The 21,542-nt window shown below is 74.8% G+C and carries 10 protein-coding genes; 6 read left to right on the top strand and 4 right to left on the bottom strand.

Features of this window, described 5'->3' with window-relative positions; translation table 11 throughout:
* Positions 1–2 precede the first annotated feature (2 nt).
* From C4U44_RS25900 to C4U44_RS25875, 6 genes are all read left to right on the top strand, one after another.
* On the top strand, positions 3–1,586 hold the full coding sequence (locus C4U44_RS25900; protein WP_235032352.1) for a phospholipase C: 1,584 nt from the start codon (positions 3–5) through the stop codon (positions 1,584–1,586).
* Between the two features lie 230 nt (positions 1,587–1,816).
* Positions 1,817–3,541, top strand: coding sequence for a non-ribosomal peptide synthetase (locus tag C4U44_RS25895; RefSeq protein ID WP_103888418.1), 1,725 nt, complete (start codon positions 1,817–1,819; stop codon positions 3,539–3,541).
* Entirely contained in the window at positions 3,538–6,624 is a 3,087-nt protein-coding gene (locus C4U44_RS25890; protein WP_235032351.1) for a non-ribosomal peptide synthetase, read from the top strand. Before C4U44_RS25895 ends, C4U44_RS25890 begins: the two co-directional genes overlap by 4 nt.
* Positions 6,618–14,855, top strand: a complete 8,238-nt coding sequence (locus tag C4U44_RS25885) for a non-ribosomal peptide synthetase/MFS transporter (RefSeq protein WP_103888416.1) — start codon at positions 6,618–6,620, stop codon at positions 14,853–14,855. Before C4U44_RS25890 ends, C4U44_RS25885 begins: the two co-directional genes overlap by 7 nt.
* Before the next feature lie 309 nt (positions 14,856–15,164).
* Entirely contained in the window at positions 15,165–15,596 is a 432-nt protein-coding gene (locus tag C4U44_RS25880) for a hypothetical protein (protein WP_235032350.1), read from the top strand.
* Positions 15,597–15,630: 34 nt separating this feature from the next.
* Complete coding sequence (locus C4U44_RS25875) at positions 15,631–16,335, top strand: hypothetical protein (protein ID WP_103888415.1); 705 nt, start codon at positions 15,631–15,633, stop codon at positions 16,333–16,335.
* Between the two features lie 114 nt (positions 16,336–16,449).
* On the opposite strand, the gene C4U44_RS25870 is transcribed toward C4U44_RS25875, so the two are convergent.
* From C4U44_RS25870 to C4U44_RS25840, 4 genes are all read right to left on the bottom strand, one after another.
* Positions 16,450–16,839 (bottom strand): hypothetical protein, encoded by a 390-nt coding sequence (locus C4U44_RS25870; RefSeq protein ID WP_103888414.1) that lies wholly within the window; start codon positions 16,837–16,839, stop codon positions 16,450–16,452.
* Between the two features lie 1,204 nt (positions 16,840–18,043).
* Positions 18,044–19,360 (bottom strand): condensation domain-containing protein, encoded by a 1,317-nt coding sequence (locus C4U44_RS25850; protein WP_103888412.1) that lies wholly within the window; start codon positions 19,358–19,360, stop codon positions 18,044–18,046.
* A 79-nt stretch (positions 19,361–19,439) separates the two neighbouring features.
* The gene (locus C4U44_RS25845; protein ID WP_103888411.1) at positions 19,440–20,480 is read right to left on the bottom strand and encodes a glycosyltransferase family 2 protein; all 1,041 of its coding nucleotides are present in this window, start codon (positions 20,478–20,480) and stop codon (positions 19,440–19,442) included.
* Positions 20,477–21,268, bottom strand: a complete 792-nt coding sequence (locus C4U44_RS25840; RefSeq protein WP_103888410.1) for an NAD-dependent epimerase/dehydratase family protein — start codon at positions 21,266–21,268, stop codon at positions 20,477–20,479. Before C4U44_RS25840 ends, C4U44_RS25845 begins: the two co-directional genes overlap by 4 nt.
* Positions 21,269–21,542 lie beyond the last annotated feature (274 nt).

Raw genomic sequence — 21,542 nt, 5'->3', positions numbered from 1 at the left:
TGATGAGCAGCACTCCCTCCCCCCGTGCGGGGATGTCCCGCCGCCGGTTCATCACCAGCGCGGCGACCCTGGCCGGCGCCGCCGGCGCGGCCGGCTTCCTGCCCGAGAACCTCGCCAGAGCCGCGGCCGCCAGCCCGGCCAAGGGCAGCCTGTCCCAGGTCAAGCACGTCGTGTACGTGATGATGGAGAACCGGTCGTTCGACCACTACTTCGGCACCTTCCCCGGCGTCCGCGGGTTCAGCGACCCGAAGGCGATGCGGCTGCCGAACGGCAACTCGGTCTTCCAGCAGCCCGATCCGGCCAACCCGGACGGGTACCTGGAGCCGTTCCACATGTCGACCCTCAGCACGGGCGCCGCCGCGGTCCCGTCGCTGTCCCACGACTGGCGCGACCAGCACGCCTCGTGGAACCAGGGCGCGATGGACGGCTGGATGACCACCCACCTCGCCTCGGACGGCGATGTCAACGGCTCCTTCACGATGGGGTACTTCACCCGTGAGGACATACCGTTCCACTGGGCGCTGGCCGAGTCGTTCACCCTGCTGGACAACTACCACTGCTCGATCCTGGGCCCGACGGACCCGAACCGGCTGGTGTGGATGTCCGGCACCAACGACCCGCAGGGCAAGTACGGCGGCCCGGTGCTGGAGACCGTGACGCCGAACCCGCTGACCTACCCGTCGGCGGCGGAGGTCCTGTACGACGCGGGGTACAGCGTCAAGACGTACTTCTCCGGGGCGACCAGCGGATTCAACGTCTTCGCCTGGTTCGCCAACTTCCAGAACCGGACCAGCCTGCCGCCCGAGCTCTACAACTCGGTCATGACCGGCGGCACGCTGTACGGCGACGGCACGCCCGGCCGGTCCGGCAACCCCGCCATCCCCACCCCGGCGACGGACCCGACGCTCGGCTTCGAGGAGGACTGCGCCAACGGGGTGCTCGCGGACGTGTCCTGGCTGTACATGCCGAGCGAGGCCGACGAGCACCCGCCGAACCTCCCGGCGGCCGGCGCGCAGTACCTCGCGTCGAAGCTGGAGGCGCTCGCCGCCAACGAGGACCTGTGGAACTCGACGGTGTTCGTGCTCAACTACGACGAGAACGACGGGTTCTTCGACCACGTCCCGCCGCCGATCCCGAACCGCGGCCAGTACCCCGAGGAGTACGTCGACATGCCCTCGCCGAAGGGCACCCCCGGCGGCGGGCTGCCGGTGGGCGCGGGCTTCCGGGTGCCGTGCATCATCGTCTCCCCGTGGACGGTGGGCGGCCGGGTGTTCTCCGAGGTCTCCGACCACACCTCCGGCCTGCAGTTCATCGAGACCGTCACCGCCGCGGGCGGGCTGTCCGGCAACGGGCCGGTGACCTTCTCCCCGATCAGCAAGTGGCGGCGCCGGACGTTCGGTGACTTCTCCGGCGCCCTGCGCCTGCACGACCGCAAACCGGCCCCGAGCAACCCGCAGTTCGAGCCCGGCACCACCGCGGCCAACCTCGCCGCGCAGACCACGGCCTCGACGCAGCCCATGCCGTCCCGCCCGGGTGCCACCCAGAGCATCCCGAAGCAGACGCACGGCCACGGGGGTGGGAACTGACCCCGGGAGCCACCGGATTCTGAGCGCGGGGGCCCCACCCGGGACCTCGCACCGGCGCAGGCCGTCCGCCACGAGCGGGCGGCCTGCGCCGCGCTCGCCCCCCGGCAACGACGCGCGCCGACACAGCGGTTGAGCTGCCGCGACGGCAAAAGTATCCGGAAGCATTGCCTCCTGAGCGCCTCCTATCTGATCATTGGGGCCCCGGAGCGACCGAAGGAGGCGCGGAGCGGATGGACGCGTTCACGCCCGCGTACGGCCTGCTGGACGCCCGCGCCGCGAGCGAGCCGGACCGGTGCGCGCTGGAGGTCGAAGGCGGCGGGTCGCTGACCTTCGCCCGGTGGCGTGACGGCGCGCGGCGGGTGGCCGGGGCGCTCCTGGCCCGCGGGGTCCGCCCCGGCGACCGGGTGGCGCTGGCGTTCGGCGAGGACCGCTGGGACGGCTTCGCCGTCGCGTACGTCGGGGTGCTGGCCGCCGGCGGCGTCGCGGTGCCGCTGCCCGGCGGGATGTCGGCCGGGACCACCGCGCGGGCGCTGGAGCATTGCGGGGCGGTCGGTGCCGTGCACGGCGGCCAGCCGCCGCCGGCCCCCTGGACCGCGGCACTGGACGACCTGGTCGAGGGCGGGCCGGTGGCCGATCCGGTGCCGGTGGCGCCGGGCGACCCGGCGCAGATCCTCTTCACCTCGGGCACCACCGGCACGCCCAAGGCGGTGCTCGCCTGCCACGCGAACCTCGGCCACGGATGGGCGGCGCGCCCGCGGCACCGGCCGCTGGCCCATTCCCGGCACTTCCTGCACAGCTTCCCGCTCGGCACCAACGCCGCGCAGACGATGCTGTTCAACGCGCTGGGGGCGGCACCGACCGCCGTGATGGTGCCGCGGTTCCGGCCCGACGCGTTCCTCGGCGCGGTCGCGCGCTACGCGGCGGGCACCGTCTTCCTCGTCCCGGCGATGGCCGCCGCACTGGCGGCCCGGGCAACCGAGGCGCCCGAGGCGTGCATGCCGGCAGCTCCCGGTGTGCTGCTGGTCGGCTGCACCGGGGCGGCCCTGCCGCCGCCGGTGGCCGACGCGCTCACCACGCTGTTCCCCCGCGCCGCGGTGGTCAACTACTACACCTCGACCGAGGCCGCGCCCGCCCAGACCACGATGGTCTACGACCCGGCCCGGCCCTCCTCCGTGGGGCGGCCCAGCGCCGGGCGGATCGAGGTCCGGGACGCCGCGGGGCGGGCGCTGCCGCCCGGGGAGGCGGGCGACGTGTGGCTCGCGTCCCCCACCGCGACCCGCACGTACCTCGGCGCGGCCGGTGAGGGCGCGCCCGTGTTCCGGGACGGCTGGACGCGGATGGGCGACGTCGGCCGGCTCGACGCGGACGGGTACCTGCACCTGCTGGACCGGGAGACCGACATGGTGCAGGTCGGCGGCTTCAAGGTGGCCACGATCGGGGTGGAGGCGGCGCTGTTCGCCCACCCGGACGTCACCGACGCGGCGGTGGTGGGCGTCCCCGACCCGGTGCTGGGCACGGTGGTGGCCGCGGCGGTGGTGGCGCTCCCCGGTGCCCGCCTGGACACCGGGGAACTACGTGCCTTCGTCCGGGCCCGGCTGACCGAGGCCGAGGTGCCCGCGCGCGTCGTGGTGGTGGAGGCGCTGCCGCGCAACGACGGCGGAAAGGTCGTCAAGCGGGACCTGGTGGGCCTGTTCGACACGCCCGTGGCACCACGCGTCACGAACGCCCGGACGCTGGCCGCGGTCTGGGAACAGGTGCTGGCGGTACGGGAGATAGCGGCGGACGCGAACTTCTTCGCGCTCGGCGGCGACTCCTTCCGTGCCGCGCAGCTGGCCGCGGCGGTCGCCGAGGAGTTCGGCGTCGAGGTGCCCACCACGTTCGCCTTCGATGTTCCCGAGCTGGCCGGACAGGCGGCCCGGCTCGACGAGATACGCGGCGGGGGATCAGCCAGGTGACACCGGCGACTTGGGCACAGCAGGGTATGTGGTTCGCGCAGCGGACGTGGGGGCTCGGCGCGGCCTACCACATGCCGCTGGCGGTGCACCTCGACGGCGCCGTGGACGTCCCGGCGCTGCGCGCCGCCGTCGCCGCGGTGCTGGTCCGGCATCCGGTGCTGGGCCGGGCGGTGGTGGAGCGCGACGGGGAACCGTACCTGGTCCCCGCCCCGGTCCCGCCGTCCCTGGCCGAGGCGGACGGGGACCCCGACGACGTCCTGCGCGCGGAGTCGCTGCGGCCGTTCGACCTCGCGGCGGGCCCGCTCGCCCGGTTCACGCTCGTCCGGCGGCCGGGCGGGGTCTCGCTGATCGTCGTCGCGCACCACGTCGTGTTCGACGGCACGTCGAAGGATGTGCTGGTGCACGACCTGGCCGCCGCGTACCGGGGCGCCCTCGACACCGAGTCGCTGCCGCTCGCGGCCGGGCCGGACGACCGCGCCGCGTCGGAGCTGAGCGCGGCACGGGAGTTCTGGGCCGGGCACCGGCACGGCCGCACCGAGCCGGTCCTGCCCGGTCTGCGCCCCGGCGTCGACGACCCGGCGGCCGGCACCGTGGCCGTCGGCCTCCCCGGCGGGCTCCCGGACGCCGCGGCGGCCCTCGGCGTCACGACGTTCGAACTGCTGCTGGCCGGCTGGTTCGCGCTGCTGCACCGCTACGGCGACGGCGCGCCGGTGGTCGGCGTCGACCTCGGCACGCGCACCGGCGCGACCCGGTCCGCGGTCGGGCCGTTCGTGAACGAACTCCCGGTCGGTGTCGGGCGGCATGCCACGTTCCGGGAGACCGCCGCGGCGACGCGGGCCCGGCTCCGGGCGACCTACCCGTTCCGCGCGGTGCCGCTCGGCCGGGCCGTGCCGGGACTCGCGCCGCGGCCGTCCGTGGCACCCACGTCGGTGAGCTACCGCAAGCGCGCGGGCGATCCGGTCTTCGACGGGCTGGCCTCGACCGTCGACTGGGCGCTGCCCCCGCACGCGGTGCGCGCCCTCGTGCACCTCCAGGTGGTCGACGGCCCCGGCGGGCCGGTCGCCCGACTCCACTACCGGACCGCGAGGTTCGGCGCCGCCGAGGCCACGCGGATCGCGGCGGACCTCGCGGCGCTGCTGGCGGAGGTCCACGGCCGCCCCGACGCGCCGCTGGGCGGGACCGGCACCGCCGGGGCGCTCCGGGGGCCGGTCCGGCCGGTGCCGGACGTCACCGTGCCGGACCTGGTCGCGGCCCGCGCGGCGAAGGCGCCCGACGCGGTCGCGGTGGTGGGGCCGGACGGCACGCGGCTGAGCTACGCGGAACTCGACGCGTGGGCCGGGCGGATCGCCGCCGGGCTGCGCGGCGCCGGTGTGGCCCCGGGCGCCCTGGTCGCACTGAGCCTGCGGCGCGGTCCCGCGCTGGTGGCCGCGGTGCTGGGCGCATGGCGGGCCGGAGCCGCGTACGTGCCGCTCGACCCCGAACACCCGCTGGAGCGGCGGTCGTTCGTGGTGCGGGACAGCGGGGCGGTGCTCGTGGTGACCGAGGGCGAGGACGGCGGCGAGGACGGGGACGGGCCGGGGGCCGGCGACCGGGTGCCGGTGTGGCACGTCGAGGACGCGTGGTCGCAGGCACCCGAGCCCGCCTCGCGTGCCACCCCCGACGGGCTCGCCTACGTCATCCACACGTCCGGCTCCACCGGTCGGCCCAAGGGCGTCGCGGTGCCCCACCGCGCGCTCGTCAACGTCGTGGGCGCCGTCGGAGACGTGGTCGGCTCGTCCGCCGAGGACCGCTGGCTGGCGCTGACCCCGCTGTCGTTCGACATCGCCGGGCTGGAGCTGTTCCTCCCGCTGGTGAACGGGGGCCGGGTGGTGCTGGCCGGCGACGGCGCGGGGCGGGACGGCGCGGCGGTGGCCGCTCAGGTCGCCCGCGAGGGCGTGACCCACGTGCAGGCGACCCCCACCGGGTGGCGGCTGCTGCTGGCCGCGGACGTGCGGTGGCCGGGGGTGACGGCGCTGACCGGCGGAGAGACGCTGACGCCGGCGCTCGCGCGGGAACTGCGCCCGCGGCTGGGCCGGTTGGTCAACATGTACGGGCCGACCGAGACCACGATCTGGTCCACCTGCTGGGAGGTACCCGCGGGCCCGCCCGCGGATGAACCGTCCACGGACGAAGGTTCCCCCGCCGAACCGTCCACGGAAGAACGGTCCGCGGCAGAACCCGCCGCCACCGCACCGTTCACCGTCCCCATCGGCCGGCCGCTCGCCAACACCACCGTCTCGGTGCACGCCGAGGACGGCTCGCCCGTACCCGAGGGCGTGGTCGGCGAGTTGTGGATCGGCGGCCTCGGTCTGGCCACCGGCTACCTCGGCGACGACGACCTCACCGCGCGCCGGTTCCCCACCGGCCAGGGCGGGCGACGCTACCGGACCGGTGACCTGGTGCGCCTGCGGGACGGGGAGTTGGAGTTCGTCGGGCGGACCGACACCCAGGTGAAGGTGCGCGGGCACCGCGTCGAGCTGGGCGAGGTCGAAGCACGGCTGGCCGAACTCCCGGACGTGCGGGCCGCCGCGGTGGTGTTGCGCGGCGACGTGCTCGTCGGCTACGTCGAGGGCACGGCTGACCCCGCCGACCTGCGCGGGCAGTTGGCGCGGACGCTGCCCGCACCCATGCTCCCGGCCCGGTTCGTGGCCGTGTCGGAATGGCCGACCACGCCCAACGGCAAGCTCGACCGGGATGCGCTGCCGGAGCCGCCGCCGCTGCACCCGGCGGCGGACACACCCGCCCCCTCGGCAGGAACCTCGGCCGGAACTTCGACCGACACACCCGGGGACCCGGAGGACGGCGCCGGCACGACGCTCACCCGCATCGGCGACATCTGGTGCGAGGTCCTGCGGGTGGAGGCCGTCGGGCCCGACGACGACCTGTTCGACCTCGGCGGCCACTCCCTGGTGATCGCGCAGATCGCCGCCCGCATCCGGGACCGGCTCGGCGTCGACGTGCCGCTGGACCACTTCTACGACGCGCCGACCCTCGCCGAGATCGCCGCGGTGGTGGAGAAGCTGGGCGGGTCCGCGGCGTGCTGACCCCCGCCGACGCGCGCGTGGCGGCCTCGCCTGCACAGCGCCGCATGTGGTTCCTCGACCAGCTGACCCCGGGCGACCCCGCCTACCACATGTTCCTGGTCGACCGGTTGCGCGGGCCGCTGGACGCCGCTGCCCTGGGCGCGGCCGTCGACGCGGTGGTGGCCCGGCACGAGATCCTGCGCACCCGCTTCCCCGCGCCCGACGGGCAGCCGTGCCAGGAGGTACTGCCGCCCGCGCCGGTGCCGATCGACCGCGTCGACCTGACCGGTGCGCCGCCCGAAACCCGCGAGGAACACGCCCGCGAGGCGGTCGCCGTGCGGACGAACGCGCCGTTCGACCTGGCCGCCGCGCCGCCGCTGCGGGTGGCGCTGATCCGGCTGGGCGACGAGGACCACGTCCTGTGCCTGGTGCTGCACCACATGGTCGCCGACGGCTGGTCGCTGTACGTGTGGCGGCGTGAACTCGCCGCACACTATGCGGCCCGGCTTCGCGGCGAGCCGCCGGAGCTGCCCGAACTCCCGTTGCAGTACGCCGAGGTGGCGCACGCGACCGCCGCCACCGAGCACCTGGCGTACTGGACGGAGCAGCTCGACGGGGTGCCCGCGCTGGACCTGCCCACCGACCGGCCCCGCCCGGCCGCGGCGGACAGCGCGGCCGGCGTGCACGCCTTCCGCCTCGATCAGCAGGCGGCGGCCGGGATCAAGGCGCTGGCGCGGCAGTGCCGGGCGACGCCGTTCATGGTGCTGTTCGCGGTGTGCCACACGCTGCTCAACCACCTCGGCGGGCAGCCGGACTTCTGCCTCGGATCGCCGGTCGCCGCCCGTGACCGGGTGGAACTCGAGCCGATGATCGGGCCGCTGGCCGGCATCCTGGTGCTGCGGCCGGAGCCGGGCGGGGACCCCGCCTTCTCCGAACTGGTCCGCCGGGTACGGAAGGTGGCGCTGGGCGCCTTCACCCACGGCCCGGCGCCGCTGGAACACCTCGTCGACGCCCTGGACCTGCCGCGCGACCTGAGCCGGAACCCGCTCTACCAGGCGGTGTTCGCGCTGCACACCACCGCGGGCGGCTACGGCGACGACGTCGGCCTGGCCGGTACGGTGGCGACGCCCTTCCCGCACGGATGCCACCGCGCCAAGGTGGACCTGTCGCTGGAGATGTGGCCGCAGCCGGACGGGTACCACTGCGAACTGACCTATCGCACCGACCTGTTCGACGCCGGCACGGCCGAGCACCTGGCCCGGTGGTTCACCCGTCTGCTCGCCGCGGTGGTCGCCGACCCGCAGGCCCGGCTGTCGGCGCTGTGGCCGTCCCCGGCGAGCACCCCCGAGGTGGCGGCGGAGCCGGGGGCGGCGTCGGTGACCGTGCCGGACGCCACCGTCGCCGACCTCGTACGGCGGCAGGCGCGGCGGCGGCCGGACGCGATCGCGGTGGAGTGCGGGGACACCCGGATCAGCTACGCCGGGCTGGTCGCGCTCGCCGAGCGGGTGGCGGCGGGGCTGCTGGCCGAGGGCGTCGGCACCGGCGACGTGGTCGCGGTCCGGCTGAGCCGGTCCGCGCAGGCGGTGGGCGCCCTGCTGGGGGTGATGCTGGCCGGCGCGGCGTACCTGCCGATCGACCCCGACTACCCGGACGCGCGGATCACCTACGTGCGGGAGGACTCCGGCGCCCGCGCCGAGCTCACCGACGACTGGCTGCGGCGGCTGGGCGGGAGCCGGGGTTCCGCGGACGCCGGGGACGCCGGGGACGCCGGGGACGCCGCCTACCTCATCTACACCTCCGGCTCCTCCGGCCGGCCCAAGGGGGTGGTGGTCCCGCACCGCGCGCTGTCCCATCTGCTGGCCGCGCTGGGCGGGTTGCTGGACACCGGTCCGCGGGACGTGTGGCTCGCCGCGACGTCGCTGTCGTTCGACATCTCGGCGCTGGAGCTGTTCCTGCCGCTGGTCAACGGCGGCCGGGTGGTGGTGGCCGACGGCGCGACCGTCCGCGACGGCGGCGCACTCGCCCGGCTGGTGGCCGCGCGCGGGGTCACCCACGTGCAGGCGACCCCGTCCGGATGGCGCAATCTGCTGGACGGCGGCGTCGAGGCGGCCGCGCTCACCGCGCTCGCCGGCGGCGAGGCCCTCCCGCTGGCGCTGGCCACGGAGTTGCGCGCCCGGGTCGCCCGCCTGCTCAACGTGTACGGGCCGACGGAGACCACGATCTGGTCCACCGCGTGGGAGGTGCCGCACGACCCCGTGCACGTCTCCCTCGGCCGGCCGCTGCTCGACACGCGGCTGACCGTCGTGGACGGCGAGTTGCTGATCGGCGGCGCCGGCCTGGCGAACGGCTACCACGCCCGGCCCGAGCTGACCGCGGAGCGGTTCGTCCGCGACGCCGACGGCACCCGCTGGTACCGCACCGGCGACCGCGTCCGGCGGCGTCCCGACGGCGAGCTGGAGTACCTCGGCCGCCTCGACGATCAGGTCAAGGTGCGCGGCCACCGGGTGGAGCCCGGGGAGATCGAGGCCGCGCTGGAGGCGCTGCCCTCCGTCCGCCGCGCCGTGGTGGCGGTGCGCGAGGAGCGGCTGGTCGCCTACGTCGTGGGATCCGCGGACGGCGTGCTCGCCCGCCTGTCGACGGTGCTGCCCGGCTACCTCGTGCCGGACACCGTGCGCGAGCTGGACGCGTTGCCGCTCACCCCCAACGGCAAGGTGGACCGCAGGGCCCTGCCGGCCCCCGGGCGGGTGCGCTCGCGCGGCGGACCGCCGCGCACCGATGCCGAACGGCGGGTCGCGGCGGTGTTCGCGGAGGTCCTGGACCTGGAGGCGGTGGGCGCGGACGACGACTTCTTCGCGCTCGGCGGCCACTCGCTGCTCGCCACCCGGGTCGCCGCCCGGCTCGGCGCGATCCCGGTGCGCACCCTGTTCACGCATCCGACGGTGTCCGCGCTCGCCTCCGCGCTCGGCGGGCACACCGACGACGCCGGGGGGCCGCGGCCGCGGGGGGACCGTCCGCCGCCGCTCTCCCCCGCCCAGGAGCGGCTGTGGTTCCTGCACCGCCTCGACCCGGACGACGCGTCGTACACGATGTACCTGGTCCGGCGGTTGCTCGGCCCGCTGGACACCACCGCCTTGACGAACGCCTGCACTGGGCTGGTGTCCCGGCACGAGGCGCTGCGCACCCGCTTCCCCGACGACGACGGGCGCCCGGTCGCCGTCGTGGAGCCCCCGTCGCCGGTGCGGGTGGAACACCTGGTGGCGGCCGGTACGGAAGAGGCGCGGCAACTGGTCGCGGAGCGGGTGAACGCCGCGCTCGACCTGGCCGGCGCGCCGCCGGTGCGGTTCACCCTGATCCGCACCGGCGCGCAGGAGCACGTGCTGTGCGTGGTGCTCGACCACATCGTCGCCGACGGCTGGTCGCTGACCACCCTGCTGGCCGAGCTGTCCGCCCTCTACCGCGGTGACCTGCTGCCGCCGCTGCCCGTGCAGCACGGCGACATCGCGCTGTGGCAGCGCGAGCGCGACAACGGCGCGGCGCTGGCGTACTGGAGGGAGCAGCTCGCCGACCCGCCCGAGCTCGACCTGCCCCGCGACGGCGGCACGGGCTCGGGCTCCGGCCCGGGCCCCCGCGGCGAGGAATCCGGCTCCGGCCCCCGCGGCGGGAACTCCGGCCCGGACCTGCCCGGCGCGTTCCAGACCCGGCAGGTCCCCGCCGACCTCGCCGACGCGCTCGACCGGGTGTCCCGGGACGCGGGCGTCACCCCGTTCATGACGCTGCTGGCGGCCTACCAGCTGCTCCTGGCCCGGCACACCGGCCAACGCGACCTCCTGGTCGGCTCGGCGACGGCGGGCCGCGACCGGGTCGAGGCCGAGCCGGTCATCGGCTACCTCAGCAACACCGTGGTGCTGCGCGCGACCCTGCGCGCCGGGGACACCTTCACCGATCTCCTGCACCGCACCCGCGACACCGTGCTGGAGGCCATGGCCCATCAGCAGTTGCCGTTCGAGGAGTTGCTGACGGAGCTGGGCGTGCGGCGGGACGTCGGGCGGACCCCGCTCTTCCGGACGATGGCCATCCTGCACAGCCAGGACGACACCGACCAGGCCACCTTCGGTGACCTGCGCCTGGAACCGTTCGACTCCGGCTACCGGCAGGCGAAGTTCGACCTGCTCCTCGAGGCCTGGCGCCGTCCGGAGGGGCTGCTGCTCGCGTTCGCCCACGACACCGGCCGGATCTCCGACCGCAGCGCGGCGGCGCTCGCCGACCGGTTCGTGACGCTGCTGGCCGGGATCGCCGCGACGCCCTCGGCCGCACTGGCGGCACTGCCGGTGCTCACCGCGGGCGACCACACCCACCTGGCCGCGCTCGCCGGCACCGGCGGGCCCGCGCCGGCCACCACGGTCCCCGCCCTGATCGCCGCGTCGGTGCACGCCCACCCGGACGCGACCGCGCTGATCTGCGGCGGCACGGAGATCAGCTACGCCGAACTCGACCGCCGCGCAGGAATGTTGGCCGCCGCGCTGCGCCGCGGCGGGGTGCGCCGCGGCAGCGTCGTCGGCGTCTGCCTGCCCAGGTCCGTCGACGCGGTCGTGGCGCTGCTCGCGGTGTGGCGGGCCGGGGCCGCCTACCTGCCCCTCGACCCGGAACTCCCGCCGGCCCGCAGGGCGCACCTCGTCGCGGACAGTGCGGCCGCGCTCGTGGTGGACGAGCGCTACCGGCCGGCCGACGGCCCCGCTCCGGCGGTCGAGGTCACGCCGGGCGACGCCGCCTACGTCATCTACACCTCCGGCTCGACGGGCACCCCGAAGGGCGTGGTGGTCGAGCACGGCAGCCTCGCCGCGCGGGTGGTGTGGATGCGGGACGCCTACGAACTCACCGGCGCCGACCGGGTGGTGCAGTTCGCGTCGGTGAGCTTCGACACGCACGCCGAGGAGATCTACCCGGCCCTCGCGGCCGGCGCCGCCGTGGTGCTGCTGCCCGGCGGCGGAACGCGGCTGCCCGAACTGCTCGCGGCACGGCGGGACATCACCGTCCTCGACCTGCCGACGGCGTACTTCCACCGGCTCGCCGACATGGCCGACGAGGTGCCGTGGCCGGACGGGCTGCGGCTGGTGGTGATCGGCGGCGAGCAGGTGCGGGCCGCCGCGGTGGCCGGTTGGCGCGCGCACTTCGGCGGCGCGGTCCGGCTGCTGAACACCTACGGCCCGACGGAGACCACGATCGTGGCCACCGCGGGCGAGTTGCACGACGACGTGCACATCGGCCGGCCGATCGCCGCGACGACGGCGTGGGTGCTGGACGAGGACGGCGGGCTCGCGCCGCCCGGCGCGCCCGGTGAACTCGCGGTCGGCGGCGCGGGAGTGGCGCGCGGCTACCTCGGGCGCCCTGAGCTGACCGCCGGTCGGTTCACCGCGGACCCGTGGGGTCCGCCGGGCGCCCGCCTGTACCGCACGGGCGACCGGGTGCGGTGGCGCCCCGACGGGCGGCTGGAGTTCCTCGGCCGGGTCGACGACCAGTTCAAGGTGCGCGGGTTCCGGGTCGAGCCCGGCGAGGTCGAGGCGGCGCTGCTCACCCACCCGGCCGTGACCGCGGCGACGGTCACCACCGACGGGGAGTCCCTCGCCGCCTACGTGGTGGCAGCCGGCGACCCGCCCGGCCCGGCCGAACTGCGGTCTCACGTCGCGGAGTTGCTGCCCGCCCACCTGGTCCCCACCGCAGTGGTGCACCTGGCCGAGCTGCCGCTCACCGTCAGCGGCAAGGTGGACCGCTCCCGCCTGCCGGCCCCGCAGCCGGTCCGGTCCGGGCCCGGCACGCCGCCGCGCACCGACACCGAACGGGCCATCGCCGCCGTGTGGGCCGAGCTGCTCGACGCCGAACAGCTGGGCGTGGACGACGACTTCTTCGACCTGGGCGGGCACTCCCTGCTCGCGGTGCGGGCGGCGACCCGTACCGGCCGGGCGCTGGGCCGGCCGGTCGCGGTCATGGACCTCTTCCAGCACCCGACGGTGCGCTGGCTGGCCGCGTTCACCGCCGGCCCGGCGGTCGCCGAGCGCGGGCTGCTGCACCGCCTCACCCCGCCGCGCGCGGTCGCCACCAGCTTCGTCTGCGTGCCCTACGGCGGCGCCGGCGCCATCGTGTACCAGCCGCTGGCGGACGCCCTGCCCGCGGACTGTGCGCTGTGGTCGGTGGCGATCCCGGGCCACGACGCCGGACTCGCCGAGGAGCGGCAGCCGTTCGCGGAGGTCGCCGCCCGGTGCACCGCCGAGATCCTGGCGACGGTACGGGGCCCGCTGGTGCTGTACGGCCACTCCGGTATCGGGACGGCGCTGGCGGTGGAGATCGCCCGCCTGCTGGAGGCGGCCGGAAGGACCGTCGACGCCGTCCACCTCGGTGCGGCCTTCCCCTTCGGGCGGCCCGGTGGCCGCCGGTTCGCCCGCCTGCCGCGGCTGGACGCGCTGCGCGGCGACCGCACCTACGCCAACTGGCTGACCTCGATGGGCGTCGACCTGCACGACATCGGGCCCGAGCAGGCCCGGCGGATCGTCCGCACCATGCGGCTGGACACCGAGGCGGCCGAGGAGTACTTCACCGCCCTGTTCGACGATCCCGGCCCGCGGTTGCGCGCCCCGGTCGTCGCGGTGGCCGGCGACCGCGACCCGGCGACCGAGTACTACCAGGAGCGCTTCCGCGAGTGGCATCTGCTGTCCGACAGCGCCGGCGTCGTCGTGCTGGACGAGGCGGGCCACTTCTTCCCGCGGCACCGCGCCGAGGAGCTGGCCGCCGTCCTCACCCGCGTGCACCCGGCGGTCCTCGCGCGCACGCGGCCGGCCGCCGCCGCGGACGGACCAGCTCCGTCCGGCGAGCACTGGCGGCTGCATGCCACCTCCCGGTCGGCGACGCCCGTCGCGCCCCCAGGTCCCCGGCCGAGCATGCGGCGCTTCCTCGCGGTCGCCGGGGGGCAGTTGGTCTCGCTCACCGGGTCGGTGCTGACCCAGTTCGCGCTGCCGCTGTGGATCTACCGGACCACCGGGTCCCTCGCCCAGTTCGCCCTCTTCGCGGTGGTCGGCCTGGTGCCGGGCCTGCTCGTCGCGCCGCTGGCCGGCGCCGTCGTGGACCGCTCGTCGCGGCGGGCGGTGATGCTGTGGGGCGACGGCGCCGCTGGATGCGTGCAGTTGCTGCTCGGGGTGCTGCTGTGGACCGGCCACCTGGCGGTCTGGCACCTCTATCCCGCGCTGGCGCTGCTGTCCGCCGCGCTCACCTTCCAGCGGGTCGCGTACACCTCCGCCGTGCCGCAACTCGTGCCGAAGCGCTTCCTGGGCCACGCCAACGGGATCGTCCAACTCGCCGGTGGCAGCGCGCAATTGGCCGGCCCGCTGGCCGCCGCCGGCCTGATGGCGGCGATCGGGCTCCGGGGTGTCCTCGCGATCGACGTCGCCACGTACGCGTGCGCCGTCCTGGTGACGCTGGCGGTGCGGTTCCCCCGGACGATGGCCTGGCGGCGCCGAGAGCCGGTCCTCACCGAGATCCGGGCCGGGTTCGCGTACTCCTGGCGGCATCCGGGCTTCCGCCGGATGCTGGTGTTCTTCGCCTGCCTCAACGTGTTCCTGTCGCCGCTGTTCCTGATGACGCAGCCGCTGGTGCTGGCCTTCGGCACGATCGGCGACCTGGGCGTGATGTCGTTCGTCGGCGGGCTCGGGGTGGTGCTGGGTGCCACCGTAATGGTCGCCTGGGGCGGGCCCCGGCGCCGCCGCATGCGGGCGGTGCTCCTGTGCGCGCTCGCGCTGGCGGTGTGCGCCGAGGCGACCGGGGTGCGGCCGAGCCTGCCGGTGATCGGCGCGGGCGTCTTCGGGATGGGGCTGTGTCTCACCCTGCTCAACGGCATCTACAACACCATCGTGCAGGTCAAGGTGCCGCAGCGGTTCCATGGCCGGGTCCTGGCGCTCAACACGCTGGTCGCGTGGTCCACGCTGCCGATCGGCTTCGGGCTCGTCGCGCCGTACGGCGGCCGGCTGCTGGAACCGCTGCTGCGGCACGGCGGCGCCCTGGCACCCACGGTCGGCCGGCTGATCGGCACCGGCCCGGGCCGCGGCATCGGCTTCCTCTACCTGCTCCTCGGCGCCGCCATCGTGGCGGTGGCGGCCGTCGCCCTCCGCAGCCGGCTGGCGGGCTTCGACGAGGAGGTGCCGGACGCGGCACCGGACGACCTGGTCGGCCTGGAAGCCCTCGCGAGGTCCTCCGACCCGCCTCACTGAGCCGCGCGGTCGGCGACGGAGTGGCCCGGCGGCGGGAGGGCGGGGGGCGGAGCCATGTGGCCTCGGAGGTGTGCAGCCGAGTACGGCCTGCGTCGTGGCGAGGGTGACCGGTTCGACGTCGCTCAGGAAGGGCGTCATGCCGACTGGCGGGCGTCATTGGAGCCGGGTCGCGTACTCCTTCGGCATGTCGTCGGTCGTCGCACAGAGTGCCGTCGCGAGGGTGTCCACGTCATTCGCCGCAATACGATCCTGGACACCCTGTTCCTGTCTCGGCAGGCGCCCCTTGGACCTCGCCACCAGGAGGAACCGGTGTCATCCCCGCACCTGCTCACCCCCGAGGAAAAACTCGCCGACGCCAAGAAGCTGCTGAGCCTCCCGCGCATCGTCGTGATCTGCGGCCCCACCCGCTTCATGACCGAGATGAACGAGGCCGATCTGCGCGAGACCACAGCCGGAAGGATCGTCGTCAAACCGGGCTGTGACCTGAAGTCGCCACACGAGCTGTGGTCCGATCCTGGCGAGGCCGAGGCACTGAAGGTGCGACTCGACGCTCTGCACCGGGCGAAGATCCGGCTCGCTGATGACGTGCTCGTGGTGAATGTGCGCCCGAGTTCCCCCGCACACGGTGCCCGTGGGCACCTCCCCAGTGGCCCTGCGTTGTGCATCGATGGGTCCCTGTCACCTCTACGGGTGAAGAGTGAGGGAACCTCGGAATTTGTGAGCCTTCTTCTAGCAGCCTGAGATTCCTTATGGTTTCAGGGAGTTGAGGGGGCGGATGTCGCTCGCAGTCGTTGCACCGATCCGGCCTCGACCGCTGCTGCAGTCACCGCAGGACGTCACGGACTTCGAGCAGGACCTGCTGTCGGAGTTCGTGCTCGCACGGGCGGCGGCCGGACTCGCCGACGAGACGATCTCCGGCGACGTGGATGCCCTGATGGAGGTCCGAGGTTGGTTCGGCGGACCGCTTTGGGAGCTGGTTCCCACCGACCTCGACCGGTTCGTCGGCGAGCACCAGCGCCGACTGGCCACGCTGACGAAGGTGCGCAAGGCGCAGCCGCCGGCCGCGGACGTCGACCGACTCTTCGCTGACCGGCGCGACGACCTGCACACGGCTCGGAAGTACGCGCCGACCGTCCGCAACTACACCGCATGTCGCCTGGCCGGCCTCATCGGCCCGCGGCGCCAGCGCTGGCCACATACCCGCAACCCTCAGGTGTTCATCGGCTCGCAGACCGCGCACACCCGGGCCCCGGTCACAACCGGCTGGATGCAGCCTCTGCTGCGCGGCCTCCCGGTCACCGCCCAGCAACTTCGCGAGGACCGAATCCTCGAAGAGGCCGCCGTCACCGGCGGCGACCCGCAGCACCTGTGCGCGGTGTTCAACATCACTCCGGAGACCGGGCTCCACTACACCCGCTTCTTCCACCCCGACCCCACGGACAGCGACGAAGTATCCGGCTGCACCATGGAGACATCGTGACCGACCACCACGCTCACCTACGCGCCGCCATCGTCGAGCTCGGCGGTGAGCTGGAGCTCCCAGCTACCCGTAACGGGCGCTTCAGGGGCGCGGTCATCCCAGAAGGCTGCGCGGTCAGCGCCGGCCGCCGCCGATGCGGCGGTCGTCGGCCAGTGCGGTAAGCGGGCCGAACTCGCGGGCAAGCTCGTTCCACGTCAGAACCTCGCCACAGCGGGCCGGGAACTCCTTCGGGTTGAACTCGGGCATGGTCCAGGTGCCAGCGCCCCGGTCCCGCAGCCACAGGTCCCCGTCACCGTCGACCACGGTCGGCGGGACCGGTACGGGCTCGGCCTGATCGGTGGGCTCCCAGGTGACCCGGCCCGGGTGGGAAACGCGGCGCAGCTCGGTGGTGGCCAGCCGCGCGGCCAAGTCACGGGTGGACTCTTCGGCGTCCTTGACCGACGCGAGTCGGAATGCGTCGTCGAGTACGGGCAGGGCTGGATTCTTGCTGCGCTTTGAACTCATACGCTGACTACCTCCGGTGGGGGGCGTCACATCCGTTATGGCACCCCGTAGAGGAACACGGTATCCGAGGCGGGAGCCGGGCCGGCTCCGACCACTGTCCAGGTGGAGGCGCTGGCACACCGGGCGGTAGGGCTAGGTGTGAGCTGGTCCTGGACGTGGCGCGTGGTAATAGCGCTCAGATATGGCGGTCCGGGTCTGAGAAGGTGAGGCCGCCGGGGGCGAGCGGACGTCGGGCCGGGGCGGGTGCGGGCTCGGTCTCGCCGGGCGGCTGGCGGAAGTCGGCGCCCTGCTCGACCGGCATCAGCCGGCGCCCACCCGCCTGGGCGGGTACGGGAGCGTCGGAAGCGGGCTCGGAGAAGGCGGGCGGCGAGAGGCGAGAGCGGTCGACGGTCGGTCATGATCCCTGGTCTCCCAGGTCCGGCCCTGCGGGTAGGGCCAGGCCGCTATCAGCGGTGATAGTGCTCTGGCCCCGGCCAGCAGGGCCAGGCTGGTTGTTTCAGCTCACCAGAACAGAGCGGTCAAGCCACTGCTACCGCCGGTGAACCGGCCGGACCGCCGAGGCCGGGCGGCACACTGCGCGGGTGACCACGACCCCCGCCTGAACCGGGTTCAGAAACCTCCACCTCGGATCCCGACGCCAGCGCGTGCGCCCAAACCCTCCCGACCTGGCCCCGGCCGCCCACTCGGTTCAAGAAACAGCCGTTCGGGAACCGTCACGACGTGGGACGGGTCCTCGCCCGGCGAGGCGTACACCGGACCCGCCCATCACAAGAAGGGCACCAAGCCCCGCCGACGGGATAAATGACAAGCCAATGGCACTGGACCCGCGATGGCCGCGACATGTGCCCCGCCTGCTGGATGAAAGAACGTCGATGATCGCCAACCGACACGCGACGAACGCCCAGGTTCGGGGCGCCGAGTGCTCAGTATTCGCGAACTCAGGCGCTTTGGTCGGCGGCTACATCGGAGACAGCACCCGGGCCGAAATCGCCTACGCCCGGTCACTGGGCAGGCCGGTGCGGTTCACGCACCCCGAGGTCGACCCTGACGCCTGACCGCCCGCTGCCACCTCGACCACCAGGGCCGGCACCCCGCCGCCCGACCATCTCGCGGTGGCTCCCGAAACACGCGCTCTCCGGCCCGACTCCCCGCCCCGGCAGGGCTGTTCGTCACGGCCGTATCCGTTGCGCCCGGGACGGTACGTTCACGGCCCGCCGGGGCCGGCCGGCGTGACGGCGGTCTCCGCCGCCGTCAGGATCGCCTGCTCCATGCGGCGCAGGAACGCCGGGATGCGCTCGCGGGAGAGGGCGGTGCCGTTGGCCAGGAGGGAGAGGACCACGGCGTCCCCGTCGTCGGCGAGCGCGAGGTAGCGGGTCAGGCCGGGCAGCCGGAAGGGCTCGCCCCAGCGGAAGGTGCTCGCGGCGGGGTGCGCCGGGGCCGGTGGACGCGGCCCCGCCCGCAGGTCGTTGACCAGGACGGACAGGTCGGGGCGTGTGCCGCGTTCGGCGGCCGCCTCCGCGACGAGCGGCCGTACGGCGGCCGGGTCGTAGCGGCTGTGGCGGGCCGCCTCGACGTAGGCCGCCCAGGTACGGGCCACCACCGCCTCCAGCGTCCCGCCCGTCGCGTCGACCGGCACGAACAGGTCGAGGGCGAACGGCGCCACGCACGTCGTCTCGGCCGGGCTCACCCGGTTGTGGGTGATCGACTTCAGCACGTGCGGCCCGTCGCCCAGCGCCGTTCCCGCGGCGGCCAGGTACACGACCGCGGCGGTGGTACGGCAGCGCGCCGCCACCTCCCGGGCGGCGGGGTCGACCGCCGTCGAGCGCAACTCGCCCAGGTGCCAGGCGTCGGGGTCGGCGCCCGCGTCATCGGGCTCGGCGGGTGCGGCCAGCAGCACCTGCCGCAGATGGGCCAGCGCGTCCGCGCGCCGCGCGACGTTCTCCGGTTCCGCCTCGATCGCGGCCTGGTCCACCGGCTGCAGGACGGGCTTCGGCTCAGGCCCCGCGGCCGGCCCCGCTCCCGCCCCAGGGGTCGCACCGCCCCGCGCCGATCCGCGCAGCAGCGCCGCCAGTTCGTCGGCCACCAGGTTGGCCGCCCAGGCGTCCACCGCCAGGTGGGACAGGCACAGCACCACCGCACGCGGCCGGTCCCGCCGGGAGACGATCGCGACCCGTATCCCCCACTCGGCCGCGATGTCGAAGGGCTGCGCTGCCAGTTCGGCGCGCGCCCGCGCGACACCGTCCGCCGACCGCACCGCGAGGGACCCGTCGCCGTCGACGACCTGCTCCCCCGCCCCCGCGGGGAACCGCGTCCGCAGCGACTCGTGCCGGCGCACCAGCGCGTGCACCGCGGCGTACACGGCGGCCGGCTCCGTGCCGGGCGGGACCTGCACCACCCGGTCGATGTTGTAGGTGTAGTCGGCGTCGGCGCTGCGCTGGGCGAGGCTCTCGCGCACGATCCGCTGCCCGAGGGTCAGCGGGCCCCGTACGGAGCGCATGCCGTCGAAGGCCAGCACGGTCATGGCAGCACCACCGGGACCGGCGCGTACGCCGGCCGCGCCGAGGGCTCCGGAACACGGGTCCCGACCGCCGGGAGGACGGTCACCGGAGGATGTCCCGCAGCGAGGAACGGTCCCGGCGCAGCGTCCCGTCCTCGACGACGTCGGCCTCGATCCACCCGCCGCCGCGCACCGGGCCGGCGAGCACGATCCGTTCGGGGACGCCGCCGATCACCGCGACGCGCTCCTCGCCGTCGTCCGCCACCATCCGTACGACGAGACCGAGTTCGGCATCGGTGTGCGCGTCCGCCACCCGGTCCGGGTCCCACCCGGCCTCGGCGAGCAGCCGCCGCCGGTCCGCGCTCACCTGGGCCGGCGGCAGTCCCTCGGTGAACGCCGGACCGATCCGCTGCAGGATCGCCAGCTTCGCCGCGCGGCGGTGGACCGGGCTGTCGCACTCGTCGAGGAAGCGGCGGAGCACCTCGGTCTGCGCGACGTCCTTGTCGAACAGGCTGGAGTAGCTGGACACGCGGACCCGGTAGACGTAGCTCGGGTCGTCCGGCTTGGACACCTCCGCGCCGGCCGCCACCAGCCGCACCCACAGGTCCCAGTCCTCGCCGAAACGGGTCGGCCGGTAGCCGCCGATCCGCTCGTACAGCCGCCGGGGGTACATCGCGCCGACCAGGACGTAGTTGGTGACCAGGAGCTGGGCGAGCTGGTCGCCGGGCAGCGGGAAGCGCGCCTTGGTGTAATCGGCGGGCCGCCAGGGCCCCCGCCCGGTCCAGGTGAGGGGGCGCGGGCTGATCAGCCCGGGGCGTGCGGCGTAGGCGTCGCGCATCACCTCGACATGGTGGGGCGCGAACATGTCGTCGGCGTCGAGTTGCATCACCAGGTCCGTGCCGAGGGCGGCGAGCCCGGCGCGCCGGCCGCCCCAGATGCCCGTCCGCTGCCCGGTGCTGAGCACCTTCAGCGGCAGGACGGACGTCCAGCGGCGCGCGTGCGCCTCGGTGTCGTCGTCGGAGCAGTCGTCGACCACCACGATCTCGTCGACCGGCACGGTCTGGGCGGCGACGGACCCGAGCGCCTGGTCGAGGAACTCGAGGGAGTTCATCGCCGGGACCACCACCCCGATACTGGCGGTCACCGGCCGACCGCCCCGCCGGACGCGCCGCCGACCGGCGCCTCCGGTACGACCGGCGTGACCGGCACGTAGCGGTCGAGCACGTCCCGGAAGTACCCCGGCCCGAAGCCGAATCCGGCCGTCTCGGGCACCAGCTCCCGCAGCCGGTCGACGCTGATCCCGGACTCCGGCGGTGTCTCGACGATCCGCTTCCGCGGCCGCACGCCCAGGCGTTCGGCGATGTGGTCGACGATCCGCTCGGCGGGAACCGCGGTCCCGGAGGCCACGTTGACCACCTCGCCGGCGACGCCCGCGATGAGCAGGGCGTCGACGATCGCGGTGAAGTGGGCGACGTCGAGGAGGTCGCGCCGCGCGCCGCGCAGGATCGTGACCTGCCCGGCGCGCACCTGGGCGGTCAGCGCGGGCACGACCTGGTGGGCCGGCTGGAACGGGCCGACGGGGTAGGCGAGTCGCAGGATCAGGTGGTCCGGCCCGCTCGCCCGGACGACGCCCTCCATGGCGAGTTTGTGCCGCCCGTACGCGGAACACGGGTACACCGGCCCCGACTCGACCAGGCGCGGGCCCGGCCGGCCGTACAACCCGACGGACGAGGTCGACACGTAGACCAGCCGGCTGCCGTCGGTGCGGCATTCCGCCAGCGCCGCGCAGAGGCGTTCCGCGTCGCGGGCGAAGGCGCCGGCGTCGTCGGCGGACCCGCCGGACGGGCCGGCGGCGTAGACCACGACGCCGGGGTGCCGGTCCGCCCGAGCGGCCAAGTTCCGGGCCAGGAAGCCCGAACCGATGATCCTCATCGGGGAAAGATATCCATCCGATAATGTACGAACAAGGGTCCGGTCCCCATCGCACCACGGGGCGCGGCGAGTTGGCGCACCGCCCCCGCCCGGCCCGGCGCCGGGTGGGCCAGCCGCCGGGCACCCCAGGTGAAACGCCCCCACTCCCCCCGCGGCACGCGGACCCGGAAGCCGCGCCCACCCCCGCAGCACCCGCCGTTGGGGCGGACGGGCGGACAGGGCGGGCCGTAAGGGGGGCGTCGCTGGCGTGTCGGGTGGCGCGCGCGGCCCCGCC

It is taken from the genome of Actinacidiphila yanglinensis, assembly GCF_900107965.1.
In the GTDB taxonomy this organism is placed as follows: domain Bacteria; phylum Actinomycetota; class Actinomycetes; order Streptomycetales; family Streptomycetaceae; genus Actinacidiphila; species Actinacidiphila yanglinensis.
Note: the sequence above shows the minus strand (reverse complement) of the source record. Positions and strands in the feature narration are given on the sequence as shown.

Coding starts and splice junctions, on each gene's coding strand:
- C4U44_RS25870 (WP_103888414.1), bottom strand. CDS start 16,839: ATGAGTTCAAAGCGCAGCAAGAATCCAGCCCTGCCCGTACTCGACGAC.
- C4U44_RS25900 (WP_235032352.1), top strand. CDS start 3: ATGAGCAGCACTCCCTCCCCCCGTGCGGGGATGTCCCGCCGCCGGTTC.
- C4U44_RS25875 (WP_103888415.1), top strand. CDS start 15,631: ATGTCGCTCGCAGTCGTTGCACCGATCCGGCCTCGACCGCTGCTGCAG.
- C4U44_RS25895 (WP_103888418.1), top strand. CDS start 1,817: ATGGACGCGTTCACGCCCGCGTACGGCCTGCTGGACGCCCGCGCCGCG.
- C4U44_RS25850 (WP_103888412.1), bottom strand. CDS start 19,360: ATGACCGTGCTGGCCTTCGACGGCATGCGCTCCGTACGGGGCCCGCTG.
- C4U44_RS25840 (WP_103888410.1), bottom strand. CDS start 21,268: ATGAGGATCATCGGTTCGGGCTTCCTGGCCCGGAACTTGGCCGCTCGG.